General features: G+C 67.8%; 22 protein-coding genes. 14 read left to right on the forward strand and 8 right to left on the reverse strand.

Annotated features, from left to right (window positions below; all coding sequences use genetic code 11):
* The first annotated feature begins 17 nt into the window (after window positions 1-17).
* Genes A5712_RS17075 through A5712_RS17090 form a run of 4 tightly spaced genes read left to right on the forward strand, consistent with a single transcriptional unit; the run spans window position 18 to window position 3999 of the window.
* Window positions 18-1595 (forward strand): methylmalonyl-CoA mutase family protein, encoded by a 1578-nt coding sequence (locus A5712_RS17075; protein WP_068107361.1) that lies wholly within the window; start codon window positions 18-20, stop codon window positions 1593-1595.
* A complete protein-coding gene (locus A5712_RS17080) occupies window positions 1596-2024 on the forward strand; it encodes a cobalamin-dependent protein (protein ID WP_068107362.1) in 429 nt (142 codons plus the stop codon). It begins immediately after the preceding gene.
* Complete coding sequence (locus A5712_RS17085) at window positions 2009-2965, forward strand: LLM class F420-dependent oxidoreductase (RefSeq protein ID WP_068107364.1); 957 nt, start codon at window positions 2009-2011, stop codon at window positions 2963-2965. The genes A5712_RS17080 and A5712_RS17085 overlap by 16 nt, the downstream gene beginning before the upstream one ends.
* Entirely contained in the window at window positions 2962-3999 is a 1038-nt protein-coding gene (locus tag A5712_RS17090) for a CaiB/BaiF CoA-transferase family protein (protein ID WP_082973494.1), read from the forward strand. The genes A5712_RS17085 and A5712_RS17090 overlap by 4 nt, the downstream gene beginning before the upstream one ends.
* Here A5712_RS17090 and A5712_RS17095 read toward each other — a convergent pair.
* Window positions 3985-4899, reverse strand: coding sequence for a LysR family transcriptional regulator (locus A5712_RS17095; protein ID WP_068107365.1), 915 nt, complete (start codon window positions 4897-4899; stop codon window positions 3985-3987). The two genes, A5712_RS17090 and A5712_RS17095, sit on opposite strands and share 15 nt — an antisense overlap.
* A 164-nt stretch (window positions 4900-5063) precedes the next feature.
* Here A5712_RS17095 and A5712_RS17100 point away from each other — a divergent pair, with 164 nt between their 5' ends.
* Both A5712_RS17100 and A5712_RS17105 read left to right on the forward strand, forming a co-directional pair.
* Complete coding sequence (locus A5712_RS17100) at window positions 5064-5957, forward strand: SDR family oxidoreductase (RefSeq protein ID WP_068107367.1); 894 nt, start codon at window positions 5064-5066, stop codon at window positions 5955-5957.
* On the forward strand, window positions 5954-6877 hold the full coding sequence (locus tag A5712_RS17105) for an LLM class flavin-dependent oxidoreductase (RefSeq protein ID WP_068107369.1): 924 nt from the start codon (window positions 5954-5956) through the stop codon (window positions 6875-6877). Before A5712_RS17100 ends, A5712_RS17105 begins: the two co-directional genes overlap by 4 nt.
* Before the next feature lie 10 nt (window positions 6878-6887).
* Here the strand turns inward: A5712_RS17105 and A5712_RS17110 are convergent, their stop codons facing one another.
* From A5712_RS17110 to A5712_RS17120, 3 genes are read right to left on the reverse strand one after another with little or no spacing between them, the layout of a single operon-like run.
* Window positions 6888-8150, reverse strand: coding sequence for an amidohydrolase family protein (locus A5712_RS17110; protein ID WP_068107371.1), 1263 nt, complete (start codon window positions 8148-8150; stop codon window positions 6888-6890).
* 13 nt (window positions 8151-8163) lie between these two features.
* Window positions 8164-8478, reverse strand: a complete 315-nt coding sequence (locus A5712_RS17115; protein WP_068107373.1) for a DUF4286 family protein — start codon at window positions 8476-8478, stop codon at window positions 8164-8166.
* An 18-nt stretch (window positions 8479-8496) separates the two neighbouring features.
* Window positions 8497-8856, reverse strand: a complete 360-nt coding sequence (locus A5712_RS17120) for a 2Fe-2S iron-sulfur cluster-binding protein (protein WP_231982149.1) — start codon at window positions 8854-8856, stop codon at window positions 8497-8499.
* A gap of 85 nt (window positions 8857-8941) precedes the next feature.
* Here A5712_RS17120 and A5712_RS17125 point away from each other — a divergent pair, with 85 nt between their 5' ends.
* From A5712_RS17125 to A5712_RS17140, 4 genes are read left to right on the forward strand one after another with little or no spacing between them, the layout of a single operon-like run.
* Entirely contained in the window at window positions 8942-10345 is a 1404-nt protein-coding gene (locus tag A5712_RS17125; RefSeq protein ID WP_068107378.1) for a class I adenylate-forming enzyme family protein, read from the forward strand.
* Complete coding sequence (locus A5712_RS17130; RefSeq protein WP_068107470.1) at window positions 10323-11228, forward strand: acyl-CoA dehydrogenase family protein; 906 nt, start codon at window positions 10323-10325, stop codon at window positions 11226-11228. The genes A5712_RS17125 and A5712_RS17130 overlap by 23 nt, the downstream gene beginning before the upstream one ends.
* Window positions 11215-12303: an acyl-CoA dehydrogenase family protein gene (locus A5712_RS17135; protein WP_068107381.1), complete on the forward strand. Its 1089-nt coding sequence runs from the start codon at window positions 11215-11217 to the stop codon at window positions 12301-12303. Before A5712_RS17130 ends, A5712_RS17135 begins: the two co-directional genes overlap by 14 nt.
* A complete protein-coding gene (locus A5712_RS17140; protein WP_068107383.1) occupies window positions 12304-13071 on the forward strand; it encodes an enoyl-CoA hydratase/isomerase family protein in 768 nt (255 codons plus the stop codon).
* A gap of 58 nt (window positions 13072-13129) precedes the next feature.
* On the opposite strand, the gene A5712_RS17145 is transcribed toward A5712_RS17140, so the two are convergent.
* A complete protein-coding gene (locus tag A5712_RS17145) occupies window positions 13130-14020 on the reverse strand; it encodes a proline iminopeptidase-family hydrolase (RefSeq protein ID WP_068107385.1) in 891 nt (296 codons plus the stop codon).
* 85 nt (window positions 14021-14105) lie between these two features.
* Window positions 14106-14276 (reverse strand): hypothetical protein, encoded by a 171-nt coding sequence (locus A5712_RS17150; RefSeq protein WP_156766604.1) that lies wholly within the window; start codon window positions 14274-14276, stop codon window positions 14106-14108.
* Window positions 14277-14468: 192 nt separating this feature from the next.
* Between A5712_RS17150 and A5712_RS17155 the strand changes: the two genes are divergently transcribed.
* The 4 genes from A5712_RS17155 (at window position 14469) to A5712_RS17170 (ending at window position 17544) form a co-directional block, all read left to right on the forward strand.
* On the forward strand, window positions 14469-14987 hold the full coding sequence (locus tag A5712_RS17155; RefSeq protein ID WP_068107389.1) for a phenolic acid decarboxylase: 519 nt from the start codon (window positions 14469-14471) through the stop codon (window positions 14985-14987).
* A 100-nt stretch (window positions 14988-15087) separates the two neighbouring features.
* On the forward strand, window positions 15088-16227 hold the full coding sequence (locus A5712_RS17160) for a thiolase family protein (protein WP_068107473.1): 1140 nt from the start codon (window positions 15088-15090) through the stop codon (window positions 16225-16227).
* A 7-nt stretch (window positions 16228-16234) separates the two neighbouring features.
* Window positions 16235-17122 carry a methylmalonyl Co-A mutase-associated GTPase MeaB gene (meaB, locus tag A5712_RS17165; protein ID WP_068107390.1) on the forward strand — a complete coding sequence of 296 codons (888 nt, stop codon included), beginning with the start codon at window positions 16235-16237 and terminating at the stop codon, window positions 17120-17122.
* Between the two features lie 47 nt (window positions 17123-17169).
* Complete coding sequence (locus tag A5712_RS17170) at window positions 17170-17544, forward strand: limonene-1,2-epoxide hydrolase family protein (protein ID WP_068107474.1); 375 nt, start codon at window positions 17170-17172, stop codon at window positions 17542-17544.
* A gap of 16 nt (window positions 17545-17560) precedes the next feature.
* On the opposite strand, the gene A5712_RS17175 is transcribed toward A5712_RS17170, so the two are convergent.
* Both A5712_RS17175 and A5712_RS17180 read right to left on the reverse strand, forming a co-directional pair.
* Window positions 17561-18517, reverse strand: coding sequence for a dipeptidase (locus A5712_RS17175; protein ID WP_068107392.1), 957 nt, complete (start codon window positions 18515-18517; stop codon window positions 17561-17563).
* A gap of 2 nt (window positions 18518-18519) precedes the next feature.
* On the reverse strand, window positions 18520-19173 hold the full coding sequence (locus A5712_RS17180) for a response regulator transcription factor (RefSeq protein ID WP_068107394.1): 654 nt from the start codon (window positions 19171-19173) through the stop codon (window positions 18520-18522).
* Between the last annotated feature and the right edge of the window lie 24 nt (window positions 19174-19197).

Raw genomic sequence — 19197 nt, forward strand, 5'->3', positions numbered from 1 at the left:
AAGTACGTTATTCACTGATGGATAATACGGCCCACACTCCGTCTGGTATTCCGCTGCAGCCCGTCTATGGGCCGGCGGACGTAACCGCGGCGCCGTCGCAGCCGGGGGAGTTCCCCTTCACCCGCGGCAACTTCGCGTCCGGCTACCGCGGCAAGCTCTGGACCTTCCGCCAGTACTCGGGATTCGGCACCGCCGAGGAATCCAACCGCCGTTACCGCTACCTGCTCGAGCAGGGCGGGACCGGCCTGTCGGTGGCCCTGGACCTGCCCACCCAGTGTGGCTACGACTCCGACGACCCCGAATTCGGCGAGGAGGTCGGCCGCGTCGGCGTCGCGGTCGACACCCTGGCCGACTTCGAGATCCTGTTCGACGGCATCCCGCTGGACAAGCTCAGCACCAGCATGACGATCAACGGGACGGCCGCCATCCTGCTGGCGTTCTACGTCGCCGCCGCCGAGAAAAAGGGGATACCCCGGGCGAAGCTCACCGGGACCATCCAGAACGACATCCTCAAGGAGTACGCCTCGCGCGGAACCTGGATCTGGCCGCCGGAGCCGTCGCTGCGGTTGATCGCGGACACCATCGAGTTCTGCGCGGCCGAGGTTCCGAGGTTCAACGCGATCTCGGTGGCCGGCGCGCATTTCCGCGATGCCGGGGCCAACGCGGTGCAGGAGATGGCGTTCACCCTGGCCGATGGGGTGACCTATTGCGACACCGTGGTGCAGCGCGGCCGCATGACGATCGACCAGTTCGCGCCGCAGATTTCGTTCTTCTTCTACACCCACGGCGACTTCTTCGAGGAGATCGCCAAATACCGTGCGGGGCGGCGCCGTTGGGCGACCATCGTGCGGGAGCGCTACGGCGCGACGACGGACAAGGCGGCGATGTTCCGGTTCGGCTGCGTCTGCGGTGGCGCGTCGCTGTACGCGCCGCAGGCGCACAACAACATCGTCCGGGTGGCCTACGAGGCGATGGCCGCGGTGCTGGGCGGTGTGCAGTCGATGTTCACGGCGGCCTGGGACGAGCCGTTCGCCCTGCCCACCGAGGAAACCACGACACTGGCGCTGCGCACCCAGCAGATCCTCGCCCACGAGACCGGGGTGGCCAGCGTCGCCGACCCGCTGGGGGGGTCCTACTTCGTGGAGGCCCTGACCGATGCGACCGAGGCCCGCATCATCGAGATCATGTCCGACCTCGAGCGGCACGGCGGCATGGTCCAGGCGATCGAGGACGGTTACCTGCAGGGCCTGATCGCCGACGAGGCGTTCAAGATGCATCAGGAAGTCGAAGCCGGCACCCGACCGGTCGTGGGGGTGAACCGGTTCGTCACCGAAGAGCCGGAACCCGACGTCGTCACCTACGAGCTCGACGCCGAAGGGCGCGATTTGCAGCTCAAACGGTTATCCAAGGTCAAAGCCGAAAGGGATTCGGCCGCAGTCGAATCCAGCCTCGCAGCGCTGTCCCGTGCCGCCGAAGGGGACGACAACCTGATGCACAAGCTGATCGACTGCGCCAACGCCTATTGCACGGTCGGGGAAATGGTCTCGGCGCTCAAAGCGGTGTGGGGCGAGTTCCAGCAGCCGGTGGTGTTCTAGGTGGCGGTAAGAATTCTGGTGGCCAAACCCGGCCTGGACGGACACGACCGCGGCGCGAAGATCGTCGCGCGCACCCTGCGCGACGCGGGCTTCGAGGTCATCTACACCGGCATCCGCCAGCGCATCGAAGACATCGCGTCGATCGCCGTCCAGGAAGACGTCGCGGTCGTGGGCCTGAGCATCCTGTCGGGCGCGCATCTGGCGCTCACCGCGCGGACCGTCGAGGCGTTGCGCGCCGCCGACGCCGCGGACATCGCCGTTGTCGTCGGGGGAACCATCCCGCACGCCGACGTCCCCAAGCTGCTCTCCGCCGGCGCCGCGGCGGTATTCCCCACCGGGACACCGCTCGACGTTCTGGTGCGCGACATCCGCGCGCTGACCGGCACCCCGGACCCCGAAGCAAAGGAAACACAGTGCGCGTCGGAGTGATGATCGGCGCCGAGCGTGGCGACATGGCCCGCAAGGTGGAAAAGCTCGTCTCCGATATCGAATGGGCCGAATCCGCGGGGCTGGACACCGCGTGGATGCCGCAGGTGCCCAACGACTTCGACTGCCTGGCCATGGTGTCGTTGATGGCCGCGCACAGCTCGCGCATCGAACTCGGCACCGCGGTGGTGCCGCTGCAGGCCCAGCATCCCATCGCCCTTGCCCGCCAGGCACTCTCGACGCACGCGGTGGCCGGGGGGCGGCTGGCGTTGGGCGTCGGCCCGTCGCACCACTGGATCATCCGGGACATGCTCGGCTTGCCGTACGAGAAGCCCGCCGCCTACACGCGCGACTACCTGCAGGTGCTCAACGCCGCCATCGCCGGACCCGGGCCGGTCGACGTCGAGAACGATTCGTTCACGGTGCACAACCCGCTGGCGATCGGGGCCGACACCCCGATGCCGGTGCTGGTCGCCGCGCTGGGGCCGGTGATGCTGCAGATCGCCGGCGAACTCGCCGACGGCACCGTGCTGTGGATGGCCGACGAGCGCGCCATCGGCGACCACATCGCCCCGAAGATCACCAAGGCCGCCGCGGACGCCGGTCGGCCCGCGCCGCGGATCGTCGCGGGCATCCCGGTATGCCTTTGCGCGCCTGCACAAGTCGACGAGGCCAAGGAGCGGGCCAACCGCATCCTGGGCGAGGCCGAGGTGTCGCCCAACTACCAGCGCCTGCTCGACCGCGGCGACGCCCGCGATGTCGGTGACCTGTGTGCGGCCGGCGACGAACACGCCATCCTGGCCCGGATGCGCCGATTCGCCGACGCCGGCGTGACCGACCTTTCGGTGCGGCTCCTGCCGATCGGCGACAACCGGGACGAGCTCGTCGCCTCCAAGCGCCGCACCCGCGACATGATCGCCTCGCTCGCAGCGGAGTTGCGTTGACGACCGACGCGGGCCCGCTGGCGGGAATACGCATCCTCGAGGTCGGCACCATGCTGGCCGGTCCGTACGCGACCATGCTGCTGGCCGACCTCGGCGCCGAGGTCACCAAGATCGAGCCCCGCGGCGGGGAGATCTCCCGCGGGGTCGGCGCCAGCTACTTCGCCAGCCTCAACCGCAACAAGTCCAGCGTCACGCTGGACCTGAATTCCGAAGCGGGACAGCAAAAGCTGGGCGAGCTGGTCGCCGAATCGCACGCGCTGCTGGTGAACCTCAAGCCGTCGGCCATCCGGCGGCTGGGCCTCACCTACGACGAGCTACGACGGCACAACGAGCGCATCGTCTGCGTCGCGATCACCGGATTCGGCCTATACGGCGGCGACGATCCGGCCTTTGATTATGTGGTTCAGGCCGGCGTCGGCACCGCCGCCCTGACCGGCGACCCGGACGGCCCGCCGACGCTACCCGGCTACTCGTCGGCCGACAACTCCACCGGAATGTGTGCCGCACTGGGGCTTTTGGCCAAAATCGTCTCCGGAACCGGTGGGCAGGTCGACGTATCACTGCGCGACGTGATGCTCTCGCAGCTCAACTACCACGCCTCGGCCTACCTCAACAACGGCGTCGAGCCGCAGCGGCGCCCCCATGGCGCCCACTCGTACTACGTTCCGGCTCAGCTCTTTCCAACCGCGGACGGACATTTGGCGCTGTTCATCACGCACGACGGCTTTTGGAAGTCGTTCGCCGCCGAGGCGGGCATCGGGGGATTCGAAACCATGGCCGAGCGCGTCGCCCGCCGCGACGAGGTGCTCGCCGTCGTGACGGCGATGCTGGCGACCGACACGGCCGCCGGGTGGGAACGGCGGCTGCGTCCCCTCGGCGTCCCTGCCGCGGCCGTCAGGACGTTGCCCGAAGCGCTCAAGGCGACGCCGGAAGTGGTTGTGACGGCGGGTGATTTCCGCCTCGTCGGCAGCCCCATCCACGTGTCGGGCTACGAGCCCGACTATCGGCCGCCGCCGGAACTAGCCGAGGGCTGACGCGGGCGGCCCGGTGAGGTGGGCCTCGGCGAGTTTACGAAAGGCCGAAACGAGACGGCCGCGGTCGCCGGCGCGCGTCGCCAGAACGACGTGGCAGGGCTCGACGCCCTTCAGTGGGACAGTGGTGATGTCAGGCCGCAGCGCGCTGCCGCGGAAGCCGGCCGTGATGGCTACCGCCTGCCCGGAGGCGATGACTTCGAACTTGTCCTCGAGCGCGTCGATGAACGGTCCGTCGGGTGCCCGGCGCCCATCCGGGCGGGGATCGATGCGCCAGAAGGCACTCCACGCAGGGTCGGAGTCCCGGATCCGCGGCATCGGTTCGTCGGCGATGTCGTCGAGGGTCACGAAATCCCGACCGGCCAGGCGGTGGTCGACGGACACGGCCAGCATCCGGGGCTCGTCGTAGAGGATGGTCACGTGCAGGCCGTCGGTCGGAAACGGTAGCCGGGTCACCACCGCGTCCACCCGGTGCCCGAGCAGAGCGTCGAGGGCCTGGCCCCAATCCAGGTGTGACACTTGCACTTCGGCGTCCGGATGCTCGCGGCGCAGCTCGCGCACCGCGGGGGTGACGATCATCCCCGTCGTGTAGCCGATCGCGATGCGGCTGGGCTGCCCGGCGGCCCGGGCCTGGGCGGCGGCCTGCGCGGCGGAACGCAGCAGCGCCCTTGCGCGGGGCAAAAACACCTCGCCGGCCTCGGTGAGGCGGGTGCCTTGCGGCGTGCGATCCAGCAGTCGAACCCCCAACTGTTGCTCGAGTCGGCGGATCTGGCGGCTCAACGACGGCTGGGCGACGCGCAGCGCACTCGCGGCCCGGCCGAAGTGGCGGTGTTCGGCGACCGCGACGAAATACCCGACGAGTCGCAGGTCGAGGTCGATAACCGGCGATGCCGAATCGGTCATGCGCGCAGTGTATCGCGGCTGCTCGGACTCGGGTCGTGCCAAAAGAGCGCTCAAATGCGGCGATGCCAATTCGGTATCGCGCCATATGAAACAGGTCTTGGACATCCGGGGCGGGACGCCCATTGACTGGAAGTCGCGAATACGGTGCAACGAAAGGATCATCCATGCGGGTCTTTGTGACGGGCGCGAGCGGACACATCGGTTCGGCCGTCGTCGACGAACTCATCCAGGCGGGACACGAGGTCAGCGGGCTTGCCCGCTCCGACGAGTCCGCCGCGGCGCTCGAGGCGAAAGGTGTGCGGGTGCACCGGGGCGACCTCGACGACCTCGACGGTCTACGGTCCGCCGCGGCGGCGGCGGACGGTGTCATCCACCTGGCCTTCAAACACGACTTCGACGATTTCGCGGGCGCCGCCGACACCGACCTGCGCGCCGTGCAGGCGATTGGCGAGGTGCTCGTCGGGTCCGACCGCCCCTTCGTCAGTACCTCGGGCACCCTGCTCCTGTCGCTGCTGGGGCAGGGCGGTCCGGCCACCGAACAGGACACGCTCCCCGGTGGACCGCGCGTCGACTCCGAGAACGCGGTGATCGCGCTGGCCGACCGCGGGGTGCGCTCCTCCGTGATCCGGCTCTCGCCGTTGGTGCACAGCGATCTCGACCACCACGGCTTCGCGCACCACCTCATCGGCACCGCCCGCGAGACCGGAAAGTCCGCGTACATCGGTGACGGCGCGAACCGCTGGCCCGGGGTCCACACCCTGGACGCCGCGCACCTGTACCGGCTGGCGCTCGAAAAGGCCCCTGCCGGAACGCGTTTGCACGGCGTGGCCGACGAGGGCGTGCCATTCCGCGACATCGCCGCCGTGATCGGCCGCCACCTCGAGGTGCCGACGCTCAGCATCCCAGCGGAAGAAGCCGGTCATTTCGGCTTCCTTGCGCTCTTTGCCACGCTGGACAATCCGACGTCGAATGCCCTGACCCGCAAGGTGCTGGACTGGAAGCCCGAGGGGCCGGGGCTGCTGGAGGATCTCGATGCCGGCCACTACTTCGGACAGTGAGCGACACCGTGGCTGACGCGGTCGTCGACGCGACTCGAAAGGCGCTGGGGCCGGTGGGCGTATGCCTGCCCGTCTCGTTCACCGACACACCGTCCGCCGACGCCCTACGCGAGACCGCGCACAGACTGGAGCGGGCCGGATACGGCGCCGTGTGGACCAACGAGGTGATCGGCAAGGACGCCCTGGTGCAACTCGGCGTGCTCCTGGCCGACACCGAGCGCATGGTGTTCGGCACCTGCATCGCCAACATCTGGGCGCGGCCCGCGCAGACCATGCACGCCGCGGCCGCCCAACTGGCGCAGGCGTATCCGGGCCGGCTCGTGCTGGGCATCGGGATCGGATACCCGGAGCAGGCGGCGAGCGTCGGCCGGGAATTCGGGCGCCCACTCAGCACGATGCGTGACTACCTGGAAGGGATGAACGCCCCGACGTGGCCGCCCGCGCCCGACGCGCCCTACGCCCGCATCGTCGCCGCGAACGGGCCGAAGATGCTGGCGCTGGCAAGGGATCTCGCCGACGGGGCGCTGCCGGCCGGGCTACCGCACGAGTTCACCGCCCAGGCGCGCAGCGCGCTCGGACCGGACAAGCTCTTGGTGGTCGGCCTGTCGGTGGTCCGCGACATCCAGGCCGCCCGCGAGTCGGTGTCGGCGAGCCTCGCCGTGCCGTCCTATGCGTCCCGGCTGGCGGGGCTGGGCTACTCGTCGCGCGACATCGACGAAGTCAGCGACCGCCTGGTCAATTCCGCTGTCGCTCATGGCCATCCGGCGAGCATCGGGCGCAGCATCCGCGAACACTTGGCCGCCGGAGCAGACCACGTCACGTTGCTGCCACCGGTCGGCGCCGAATTCAATGCCGCCGTCGATCAACTCGAGGAGCTGGGCCCCGCGCTGGCCGGGCTGGGGGAGCGGGCCGTACCCTGACCCTCGAACGCTACCGCGACGCGAGCTGTTTCTCCGCGTAGAGCCGGGCCCACTCGGCACGCGACCGGATGGACACGTCGACGTCGGAAGCCTTGGCGCGCAGGGCTTTAACCGTCGCCTGATCGCGGGGGGTGCGGGCGAACGGGTCCCAGCTGAAGAACCGGCAGGCGTTGCCCCAGGTGATCTTGTTGATGTCGGAGTGGTCGGCGCCGGCGGCGTTCAGCTCGGCCAGCACCTGCTCGGGCGCGTCGGGCCAGAAGCAGTCCGAGTGCGGGTAGTCGCACTCCCACGCGATGATGTCGATGCCTATCTCGTGGCGCAGTTTCAGCGACGTCTTGTCGGTGACGTAGCAGGCCAGCGAGTGTTCGCGGAACACGTCACTGGGCAGCTTGTCGCCGAAGTCGCGGCGCAGCCACTTCTGGTTGGTGTAGTGGCGGTCGCTGCGGTCCAAATAGAAGGGAATCCAACCGATGCCACCTTCGGAGAACGCGAACTTCAGCTCGGGGTAGTTGCGCATCGCGGGGCCCCACAACAGATCCTGCGCGCACATCGCCGAGACCTGGGTGGCCAGGATGATCATGTTGTCGATCGGCGCGTCGGGGGCCATGCTGATCGCGCCGAACCCGGTGCCGATGTGCAGGCACATCACCACGTTTTCCTCGGACAGCGTCCGGAACACCGGCCCCCAGTAATCGTCGTCGTGATAGCTCGGAAGCCCTTCCAGATGCGGCAGTTCCGGCATCGTGACCGCCCGGCAGCCCTTGGCGGCGACGCGGCGGATCTCGGCGCACATGCCGTCGGGGGTCCAGGTCGGCAGGATTGCGATCGGGATGAACCGGTCGGGGTAGGAGCCGGCCCACTCGTCGATGTGCCAGTCGTTGTAGGCCGACACCATCACCAGGGTGACGTCCTCGCGCGTCATGTTGAGGTGCCGGGCGGAGAACCCGGTGAAGGTCGGGAAACACATCGACGCGAGGATGCCGTTGCGGTTCATGTCCCGGACGCGTTCGTGAACGTCGTAGACGCCCGGTCGCATTTCGGCGAAACCGGCCGGGTCGCGGCCCCATTCCTCGGCCGGCCACGACACCACGGCGTTCAGCCCGCTCACGCCCTGCGGCCTGCCCTGGTACATCCACTGGTCAACGCCCTTTTCGTCGACCATGACGATCGGCGCCTCGTCCTTGTATTTGGCGGGCACATGGCGCAGGAACATGTCCGGCGGCTCGACGACGTGGTCGTCGATGCTCACCAGGATCAGGTCATCGACATTCATACGATCGGTCCCTCTAGCCGTGGCACTCGGCGGTCGTCTCCAGCAGTCGCGGGACGGGCGCGGGATCCAACTGCAGGGCATCGGACATGTGCAGCTGGCTGGCGTTGGCGATCATGTTGTCCAACACGGCTTGAAGGTCGTCGCCTTCGATTTCATAGATCGCGACGTATGGGCCGTTCCCATCGACCGGACGAAACCGGCGTGCCGAGACGATGCCGTCGAGCGCCATGAGTTCGGGCAGATGCACTTCGTCGTACCAGGTGTTGTACTCCTGCTCGCGCTCTGGCGAGCTCGGCCGGCTTTCGACGTACATGATTCCCTTGGCCATTACGCCGCCTCTCTGTGGCTACTCGTAGCGCACCGTGACGGAATCCGTGTCGGGCACGCCCTGGCAGGTCAGAATGTAGCCGTCGGCAATCTCGTCGTCGTCGAGAGCATCGTTGACCCGCATGGTCGCGTGGCCCTCCTCGAGCCTGGCCATGCACGTGCCGCAATTGCCCGCCTCGCAACTGAACGGCGGTTCCAGGCCGGCTCGCCGCGCGCTTTCCAGCAGCGTCTCGCCGGGCACCAGAGGGACCGTCGCCTTCTTGCGGTCGAGGTGAATCGTCACCGTGCCGACCTTGGCGCCGGTATCGGATGCGGGATCTGTCACCCGTGGAGTCTCCTCGATGATCGTGGTGACCGTCGCCATGACCGCCCCTCCCATATTTGCATTCTTCAGTATAGAGAATACTATTCTCACAGAGCGATAGGGTCTTCTCAAGCCGTCGGACTGCTGGAAGGAACGCGACGTGACCGAGCCGGCAGCGCTCGTGTTCGAGGAACGGCGGTTCAGCCCGCCGCAGCTCGACGCGTTGGCCGACGGGCTGGCCGCGACCTTGACGAAACGGGGCGTCATCGCATGTCAGCGGGTGGCGGTCATGGCGTCGAATCGGCCCGAGTTTGTGGCCGCCCTGCTCGCGATCTGGCGGCTGGGGGCCACCGCGGTCCTCATCAGCCCCGCATGGAAGCGCGACGAGGTGGACCATGCGCTTGCCATCACTGGCCCGGCACATGCCGTCGGGGACCATCCGGTGCTGGGCGGCCTGATGCCGATGCTGCACCTGGACGAACCGATCAACTCGGGCGAGCCGACATCGGGCGCGCCGCCGCCCAGCGTCGACGCGGTGCTGGCGTTCAGTTCCGGCACCACCGGTCTGCCGAAGGCCGTGCGCCACACGCACGCGGCGTTACAGGAGGCGGTGGGGCACTGGCGCGCGGCGCTGCAGCTGACGCGACGCGACCGCATTCAGGTCGCCACGCCGCCGTCCCACATCCTCGGCCTGCTCAACATCCTCACCGCGCTGCGGACCGGCGCCCGGATGCGGCTGCATCCGCGATTCGACATCGACCGGATGCTGCAGACGATCGAGGAAGACCGCATTACAGTCGAAATGGCGGTGGCGCCAATCGCGTTGGCGATCGCCTCGCACCCCCGGCTCGAAACCTACGACCTGTCCTCGCTTCGCTTCATCATGTGGGGGGCAACGCCCGTCAGCCCCAGCGTCGCCGAGACGGTGACCCGGCGGACCGGCATCGGTTGGGTGCCCGCCTACGGCACCACGGAATTGCCCGTCATCGCGTGTAATCCGCTGCAGGGGGCGAGACTCGACTCGGTCGGCCGTCCGGTGCCGGGGGTGGACGTGCGCGTGGTCTCGTTGGAGACCGGCCAGCCCGTCGGCCCGGGAGAGGTCGGCGAGATCCACGCGCGATCGCTGTCGTTGATGGCCGGCTATCTGCCCGCCGAGGCGACCGCCGAGGCGATCCGCGACGGCTGGTATCGCACCGGGGACGTCGGCTGGCTCGACGCCGCCGGTTGGCTGCGGATCACCGACCGCCTCAAGGAGATGATCAAAGTTCGCGGGTTCCAGGTCGCGCCCGCCGAGATCGAGACGGTGCTACACGGCCACCCGGCCGTCAAGGACTGCGCGGTGTTCGGCGTTCCCGACGGCATCAACGGTGAGGCGATCGTCGCCGCGGTCGCGCCGTGCGCGCCCGTCGACCCGTCCGACCTCACCGCCCGGGTGGACGAGAAGCTAGCGTCCTACAAACACCTGAGCCGCATCGTGTTCGTGGACGACATTCCGCGGCTGCCCTCGGGCAAGGTGCTGCGCCGAGTGCTGAAGGAGTCTTATGGATGTACGTCTGACAGCTGAACAGCAGCAGCTTCGCGACGCCGCCGCCAAGCTGGCCGACGATCTCGGACCCGGAGCCGTGCAAGATCTCGACGACTCGAACCGAATCGCGCGGCTGGACAAGCAGATCGAAACGACGGGGTGGCGGTCGCTGCGCTCCGACGGCGCCTCCGGTGTCGAAGTGGCCGTCGTCGCCGAGGAATTCGGGCGCCGCTTGGTCGACGCACCATTCCTGGGGCCGGTACTGGCCGACGATCTGGCGCGCCACGTGGGTGCCGAAAGTGGGGATTCGACCGTCGCGGTGGACGGCCGGGTGATCGATGCCCGCGGCGCGCGCCGGGCCCTGTCGCTCTCCGGCACCATGGTCGTGGCCACCGACGTGGCCGCAGGTCTCGCCGGCGCCGACCTGACCCGTGCCGAGGCCGACGCGGTGGGGTCACCGACGACTCTGGGTGAGGTGTCGTCCCACGCGGCCGGGCGGTGGCGGGCGCTGGCGCTGGTCACCACGACTGCGGACCTGGTCGGGATCGCGCGCGGCGCGCACGCGGTCGCCTGCGACTACGCGAAAATCCGTGAACAGTACGGCAAAACGATTGGGTCCTATCAGGCGATCGCACACCTGCTGGCCGAAAGCCTGGCGCTGATCGAAGGTTCGGTGAGCGTGCTGCGCCACGCGGCATGGGCGGTGGACGAGCTCACGCCGCCCGAGGCGATCAGGGCCGCCCAGATCGCCAAGGTCTACTGCGCGCGCGCGACGCGCACCGTCTGCGAGACGGCGGTTCAGGTGCACGGCGGCATCGGCAACACCTGGGAATGCATCGCCCACGTCTACCTGCGCCGCGCATTGACATCGACCGAACTGTGGCCCGTGACTCTCAAGGAGATCGACTTTGGACTTTCGTGATTCGCCCGACGAGGCCGCCTTCCGGGAGCGCCTGCGGTCGTGGCTTGCGTTGCACGCCAAGGAGTATTCCGGCTCCGGCGACGAGTACTGGGAACGCATGGCCGACTGGCACCGGGCCCTCTACGACAACGGCTTTTTCGGGCTGTCCTGGCCCCGTGACTACGGCGGCCAGGACTTGGCACCCGTGTACGACGTCATCGTCGACGAGGAGCTGGTGCGCGCCGGCGCTCCGCCCCGTCCCAGCGTGGGCTATCTGGTCTTCGGCATCGGGCGGCACGGCAGTGACGAGCTTCGGAAGCGCTTCCTGCCCGGCATCATCAACGGCACCGAGCGGTGGTGCCAGGGCTTCAGCGAGCCGGGCGCCGGCTCGGATCTGGCCTCGCTGACCACTACCGCCACCCTCGAGGGCGACACCTATGTGGTGCACGGGCACAAGATTTGGACCAGCTACTCCGATGTCGCGGACTGGTGTCTGCTGTTGGCCCGCACGGATCCCGATGCCAAACGCCACCGCGGCCTGTCGGCGTTCGTGCTCAATATGAAACAGCCTGGCGTGCAACAGCGCCCGTTGCGAATGATGAACGGCGTCACCAACGAATTCGGTCAGGTGTTCTTCGACGGCGCCACGGTGCCCGCGGACCGGATGGTCGGCGCCCCCGGCGAGGGCTGGGCCGTTGCCATGACCGTCGTCGGGCACGAGCGCGAGCCCTCCACGCTCGGTTATGCGGCCCGATACGGCAAGCTGGTCCGAAACCTGTTCGCGCGCAATGACGGTCCGGTTCCCGAAGAGCTCGCGTGGGCGGCGGTCGAGTCGGAGATGCTGACGCATCACGTCCGGCGGCGCCTGTCCGAGCAGCTGGACGGCGTCTCGCACGGCCCGGAGGGATCGCTCGACAAGCTGTTGATGACCTGGGTCGAGCAATCGGTGGGGCACGCCGCGCTGGCGGTCGCCGGGACCCGCGATCCCGACCTGCTCAGCGCCTACCTGTACAGTCGCGCGCAGAGCGTGATGGGCGGAACGTCACAGATACAGAAGAACATCATCGCCTCGCGGATCCTGGGATTGGGAGTCTGAATGTACGACATGCCAAGCGAAATCGACGTCCGCGCCGACGGGGCGTTGCGGATCATCACGCTGAACCGCCCGGACGACCTCAACGCGGTCAACGACAACCTGCACGTCGGCCTCGCGCGGCTGTGGCAGCGGCTGACCGACGATCCCGGGGCCAGAGCGGCGGTGCTGACCGGCAGCGGCAAGGCGTTTTCGGCCGGTGGAGATTTCGCCTACCTCCAAGAGCTGTCCCAGGACGCCGCCCTGCGCGCCAAGACCATCCGGGACGGGCGCGAGATCGTACTCGGCATGGCGCGGTGCCGAATTCCCGTGGTGGCCGCCGTCAATGGGCCGGCCGTCGGCCTCGGCTGCAGCCTGGTCGCGCTGAGCGACATCGTCTACATCGCCGAGCACGCCTTCCTCGCCGACCCGCACGTGCAGGTGGGCCTGGTGGCAGCCGACGGCGGGCCGCTGACCTGGCCGCTGCACATCAGCCTGCTGCTGGCCAAGGAGTACGCGCTGACCGGAACCCGCATCAGCGCGCAGCGCGCCGTCGAGCTGGGACTGGCGAACCACGTGGCGGCCGACCCCGTCGCCGAGGCAATCGCCTGCGCCAAGAAGATTTTGGAATTGCCCCAGCAGGCGGTCGAGAGCACCAAGCGGGTGCTCAACATTCACTTGGAGCGCGCGGTGCTGGCCAGCCTGGACTACGCGCTTTCGGCCGAGCACCAGTCGTTCACCACCGACGACTTCCGGTCCATCGTCGCCAAGCTGAACGCCGGCAAGAACTGATTGCGCAGCCGCGAGCGTAACGACACTGCGAATTTCGGACCGGATTTTCGCAGTGAGGTTACGCCCGCGACGAGTCGATCGACCGCAGGAAGTCACGCATGACCTGGTCGAACTTCTCGGGCTCCTCGATGAACGGCATGTGAGCGCTCGACTCGAACAGCTCGAACCGCGAACCCGTTATGCGCCTGTGGATTTCCCATGCGTGTTCCGGCACGCACTCGTCGTACCTGCCGGCGACGACGAGGGTCGGCAACGAGATCTCGGGTAATCGGTCGAACACGTCCCAGCTCCGGATGGTTCCGACGATGTGAAAGTCGCTGGGACCGAACATCGTCTCGAAGATCTCGGCTCCCATGGTCCGGAACGCGTCCTCGAGGTCCCTGGGCCAGGGCCGCACGCGGCATAGATAGGTTTCATTCCAGGTGCGGATGGCGGCCTGGTATTCGGCGGCATGGGTGGTGCCGGCCGCTTCATGACGGTCGATGGCCGACTGGGTTGCCGGGTCCAGCTCGGATTTCAAGCGCGCCACCATGTTCGAGAACTCGGGTATCGACGCGATGCTGTTGGAGATGGTCAGGCTGGCGGCTCCCGAGGGCACATCGAGTGCATATTGTTGCGCCAGCATTCCACCCCACGAGTTGCCGAAGATATGGAAGCGGCTCAGCCCCAGGCCTCTTACCACGGCGTCCATCTCGGCGACCGACCGCTCCATCGTCCAAAGTCCCGGGTCGGACGGACAGTCGGAATTCCCGCAGCCGAGCTGGTCCCAGAAGATCACCTCTCGCTCGTCGGCCAACCGTTGCAGCGAGCTCAGGTATTGGTGCGGCAGCCCGGGGCCTCCGTGGACCACGAGCAGCGGGTGACCCATGCCGCCACCGACCCGCTTGAACCACACGTTGCCGCCGGGGACCACGATCGTCCCTTCGGCCAATGTCGCGTCACCGGTCATGCTCAGCCAAAGCCCCCTGGGTCGGGTGTCGAGCCGCTATCTCACCAGCAGTGTAGGCAAGTCATGGCCCGGTGGCTTCGCGCAGCTACATCAGCCGGCGCCAGAATTCGTCGTGGTCCGTTTCGTCTCGGGAAATGCGCGGTGCCACCGCGCCTTTGGGACGAGCCCCGATGCCTGCCGGATCATTGCGCTGACCGATCGCCAGGCCGATCGCAAGGGCGACCCCGACGAGGGCGACGGCCCACAATGTCGCCATCCACGGAAGGTGCGCAAATGTGTCGCACCAACCCCAACCGCTTCCGCCGTCCCACATCGTCATTGCGTCGCCTCCCACCGTTCAATGCGTCCAGCCCGAGCATACCCACAGGGGGTATATGGGTCAAGCGACCTGGCAGGATCGCCAACGAGATAGCTTTATTGTTCAGCCCACCCCGCAAGAGGAACAACAATGACCAGCGTCGCTAACCCGGTTCCGCCGCAAGACCTTTCGGGAATCACCGGACACCGCTTCATCTACACCTACGCCAATGGCTGGCAGTACGAGATGTACGTCAAGAACGCCACCACCATCGACTACCGCATCCATTCCGGACATGTGGGTGGTCGCTGGGTCAAGGGGCAGCGGGTGAACCTGGTCCAACTGGACGACGACAACTACAAAGTCTCCTGGACGGAACCCACCGGCACCTGCGTGGCCGTCAACGTACTGCCCGCCAAGCGCCGCATCCACGGCGTGATCTTCTTCCCGCAATGGGTACGCATGCACGGCGAGCGCACCGTCTGCTTCCAGAACGAACATCTCGACGAGATGCGCGACTACCGGGACCAGGGCCCGACCTACCCAATCTACGAAGTCCCCGAGTTCGCCTACATCACCCTGTTCGAGTACGTCGGGACCGACGACGAGACGGTGATCGACACGGCACCCGAAAACCTGCCGCCGGGGTGGTCCGACCGCACCGGCTGACGGAGCATTGTTGCAACTCGTACTCTCAGAATGAGAATATGGTTCTCATGAAATGCGGGTGGCTTCCGTCCGCATTGCGCTCGCCGAACTGGAGAAACCCGTGCCCGAAGCCGTCATCGTGTCCGCCCTGCGCACCCCCATCGGCACCGCCCGCAAGGGGACGCTGCGCGATACCAGCGCGTTCGATCTCGCCCACCACGTGGTCAGCGAGGCGGCCCGGGATGTCGACACCGCGCGGGTCGACGACGTGATCCTGGGCGAGGGCCTCTACGGCGGCGGAGTCGTCGCCCGCCATGCCGCCATCACGGCGGGCCTGCCGCACGTGCCGGGCCTTGCCAACAACCGGCACTGCGCGGCCGGCCAGGCGGCGGTGCAAAGCGCGGCGGCAACCGTGCGGGCCGGGATGGATCAGCTCGTCGTCGCCGGCGGCGTGAACTCGGCGTCGACCTCCCCGCGGTCGCGGATGCAGGTCGACGGGGAATGGGTCGACTGGTTCCCGCCGACCCACCCGGACCGGCCCGACGCACCGAACATGGACATGTCGATCACCGTCGGCTGGAACGCCGCGGTCAAGGCGGGCGTGAGTCGCGAGGAGATGGACGCGTGGGCGCTGCGGTCGCACCGCAATGCCATCGCCGCGATCGACGAGGGGCGCTTCAAGGAAGAGGTCGTCCCGATCGAGACGCCACACGGGCTGTTCTCGGTCGACGAGCACCCGCGCCGCGACACCACCATGGAGAAACTGGCCGCGCTCAAGCCGCTGCATCCGGAGATCGAGGGCTTCTCGATCACCGCCGGCAACGCCTGCGGCGCCAACGATGGTGCGGCCGTGCTGACCATCGCGAGCGACGCCCTCGGCCTGCCCGCGCTGGCCACCGTGCGGTCCTGGGCGTCCGTCGGCGTCGATCCGGCCATCACCGGTTTGGCACCCGTCGACGCCATACCGAAAGCGCTTGCACGGGCCGGGCTTTCGATCTCGGATGTGGACCTGTTCGAAATCAACGAGGCGTTCGCGGCGATGTGCGTGGCCACCATCAAGCTGCTCGACCTGGACCCCGAGAAGGTCAACGTCAACGGTAGCGGCTGCTCGCTGGGACACCCGGTTGCGGCGACCGGGGCCCGGATGCTGGTCACACTGGTGCACGAATTGCGCCGCCGCGGTGGCGGAATAGCGGTCGCGGCGATGTGCGCGGGCGGCGGAATGGGTTCTGCGACGGTCATCGAGGTCGCTGCGCCATAATGCGCACATGACGATCGCCGACCTGATTGCGGGAGCGCGCAACGGATCTCCGCGCGCGACGGGTCGGCTGCTCAGCCTCGTCGAAGGCGACCAGCGGGACGAGGTGCTGGCGAGCATCGGGCCGGCAACGGCCGTGGACGTCCGCGTCATCGGCATCACCGGGCCGCCGGGCGCGGGCAAGTCGACGACGGTCGGTGCGCTGGTCGGCGCCTACCGCGAACGCGGGAGCCGGGTGGCCGTGCTGGCCGTGGACCCGTCGTCGCCGTTCAGCGGCGGGGCGCTGCTGGGCGACCGGATCCGAATGACCGCGCATATCAACGACTCCGACGTCCTGATCCGTTCGGTGGCGACCCGCGGTCACATCGGGGGGCTGGCCGCCGCGGTTCCCGCGGCCATCCGACTGCTCGGCGCCATCGGGTATGACGTGGTGCTGTTGGAGACGGTGGGAGTGGGCCAGTCGGAGATCGAAATCGCCGCCGTGGCCGACCCGACCGTCGTCATCCTCAATCCGGGCGCGGGGGACGCGGTGCAGGCGGCCAAGGCGGGTGTGCTCGAGGTCGCCGACATCGTCGCGGTGAACAAGGCCGACCGGGAGGGCGCCGAACAGACCGTGCGGGACCTGCGCGCCGAGACCAAAGCCCCGATCGTCAGCCTCATCGCCGCCCGCGGCGAGGGCGTCGCCGATCTGGTTTCCGCCATCGAAGACCATCACCGAACCGACAGTCGGCAGCGCCGGTTGGCGCGGGCCCGAGCGCAGATCCTGTCGATGGCGCAAACGCGGTTGCGGACGCAGCCGGGCCTCGACCGGCTCGCCGAGGCGGTGGTCGACGGCCGCGACGATCCGTACACGGCGGCCGAGAAGCTGCTTTCTTCCCCGGCAGAACAAGAGGATTGACCAACACACCCCTTGCCTTACCGCATTGCGGTGTGTTGCATGAAAACATGACACGTTCCGCCGATGAGCTGGTAACCGAATTCTGCAAGCGCTGGGCATCCCCCGATCCGGACGAGTTGGCGGGCTACTTCACCGAAGACGCCGTCTACCACAACATCCCGATGGATCCGGTGCGGGGCCGCGAGGCGATAAAGGAATTCATCGCGGGCTTCCTCGCCGCGTTCGACGGCATCGACTTCAACGTCCATCGGCAGGTCAGCGACGGCACCCTGGTGATGAACGAACGAACCGACGTGATGCGCCGCAAGGACGGCGGGACGTTCCCGTTGCCGGTGATGGGTGTGTTCGAGGTGCAGGACGACCGGATCGTCGCGTGGCGCGACTACTTCGACATGGCGACCATCACCAGCGCGTTCGGCTAGGGGTCCGAGGACTTAATCACGCCGCGCGCCAAACCTGCTGGGCAACGCGATAGAAGTTCCCGCCAAGGACGGCGTCGATGTCGGGGATGCGCCATCCGCGCCCACGAAGGTGGTCGCCGAGCTCAAGGAAGACTTCCGGCGGCATCCACCGGATCGGCCCCCAGCGGGTGTAGCTGTCGTCGAACAAGTGCGGATTGCGCACGACCTCGTCGACGAAATCGGCGAAATCGAAAGAGAAGTCGGTGCTGACGCCGACATGGTCGATGCCGACGAGTTCGACCGCATACTCGAGGTGTCGCGTCATCGCCTCGAGCGTGGGGGTGTTGGGGCCCAGGAAAATGCCGACGCCGGTGATCCCGATGACGCCGCCGGTGGAAGCGCAGGCCCGGGCCTGGTCGTCGGTGATGTTGCGCGGGTGATCCCAGATCGCGCGCATGCAGGAGTGGCTGTAAATGACCGGGCCGCTGGATACCTCGCACATGTCCAGGCCGGTGCGGGCACTGCAGTGGGATCCGTCCGGAACGACGCCGACGGTGTTCATCTCGGCGACGAGTGAACGGCCCCACGCGGTCAGGCCGCCATCCGTGGCGTCCAGGCAGCCGCTGCCGGCGCGGTTGGCGTGGTTGTAGGTCGGCAGCAGCGTTCGCACACCGAGATCCATCAACGTCGCCAGGTTGGCGAGCTGACCATCGAGGGGAGCGGAATCCTCCAGGTCGAACGCGACGGCGATCCGACCGGCGCGGCTGATCGCTTCGACCTCAGCAAGATTGGCCGCCAGCTCCAGGTCCGGATGGGCATCGACCGCGGCGCGGTAGTGCCGCAGCAACGCCATCGCGTCATCGAAGGTGTGCGGCGCATACCCCGCGTTGACCGATAGGAAGGCGCCGCCGCCGCGCCGGTATCGCGTCAGCGGCTCGACATCGGCGTCGGTCTGTAAAGGCAGGCAGGTGTGCTGGTCCCACAGGAGCGACATGGCTAGTCGAGCAGCCCCTGCCGCATCGCCTCGGCGACGGCAGCGGCTCGGTCGTTGACCCCGAGCTTCTCGTAGAGACGCTGCACATGGGTTTTGACCGTCGACGGCGCCACGTACAACTCGCTCGCGATCGCGGGGATGCTTTGGCCACGAGCGATCCGACCGAGCACCTCGCGTTCACGCGCGCTGAGGACCGGTCCTGTCGCGGTCGCGCGCTGGCGGATCTCGCCGGCCAGGCCGCCGACGAGCGAGGGTGCCACCACATCGCGTCCCTTGGCGCAATCCAACACGGCTCGGACGATTTCGGTGCGGGTGGAGTCCTTCAGCACGAATCCGGAGGCGCCCTGCTGCAGCGCCTGGTACACGATCGCCGGCTCGTCGTGGGCGGAAATCAGCAATACGCGGGTCGGCAAGTCGTTGCTGCGCACCGCCGCCGCCACCTGGGCGCCGTCCATGCCGGGCATCTTGTAGTCCAGCAATGCGACGTCGGGGCGGTGCGCCTTGATCAATTCCAGCGCAGTGGCGCCGTCGTCCGCCTCGCCCACGACGCTTACCGAACCGCTCGACGAGAGCGCACGAACTACACCCTCGCGAAAGAGCGGGTGGTCGTCGCCCACGACCACACGCACTTTCTCGGCCGTCGCAGCGCCGACCATGGCGATGAGTTTAAACCGTTCGCG

Source organism: Mycobacterium sp. E2327 (assembly GCF_001672675.1).
GTDB lineage: Bacteria > Actinomycetota > Actinomycetes > Mycobacteriales > Mycobacteriaceae > Mycobacterium.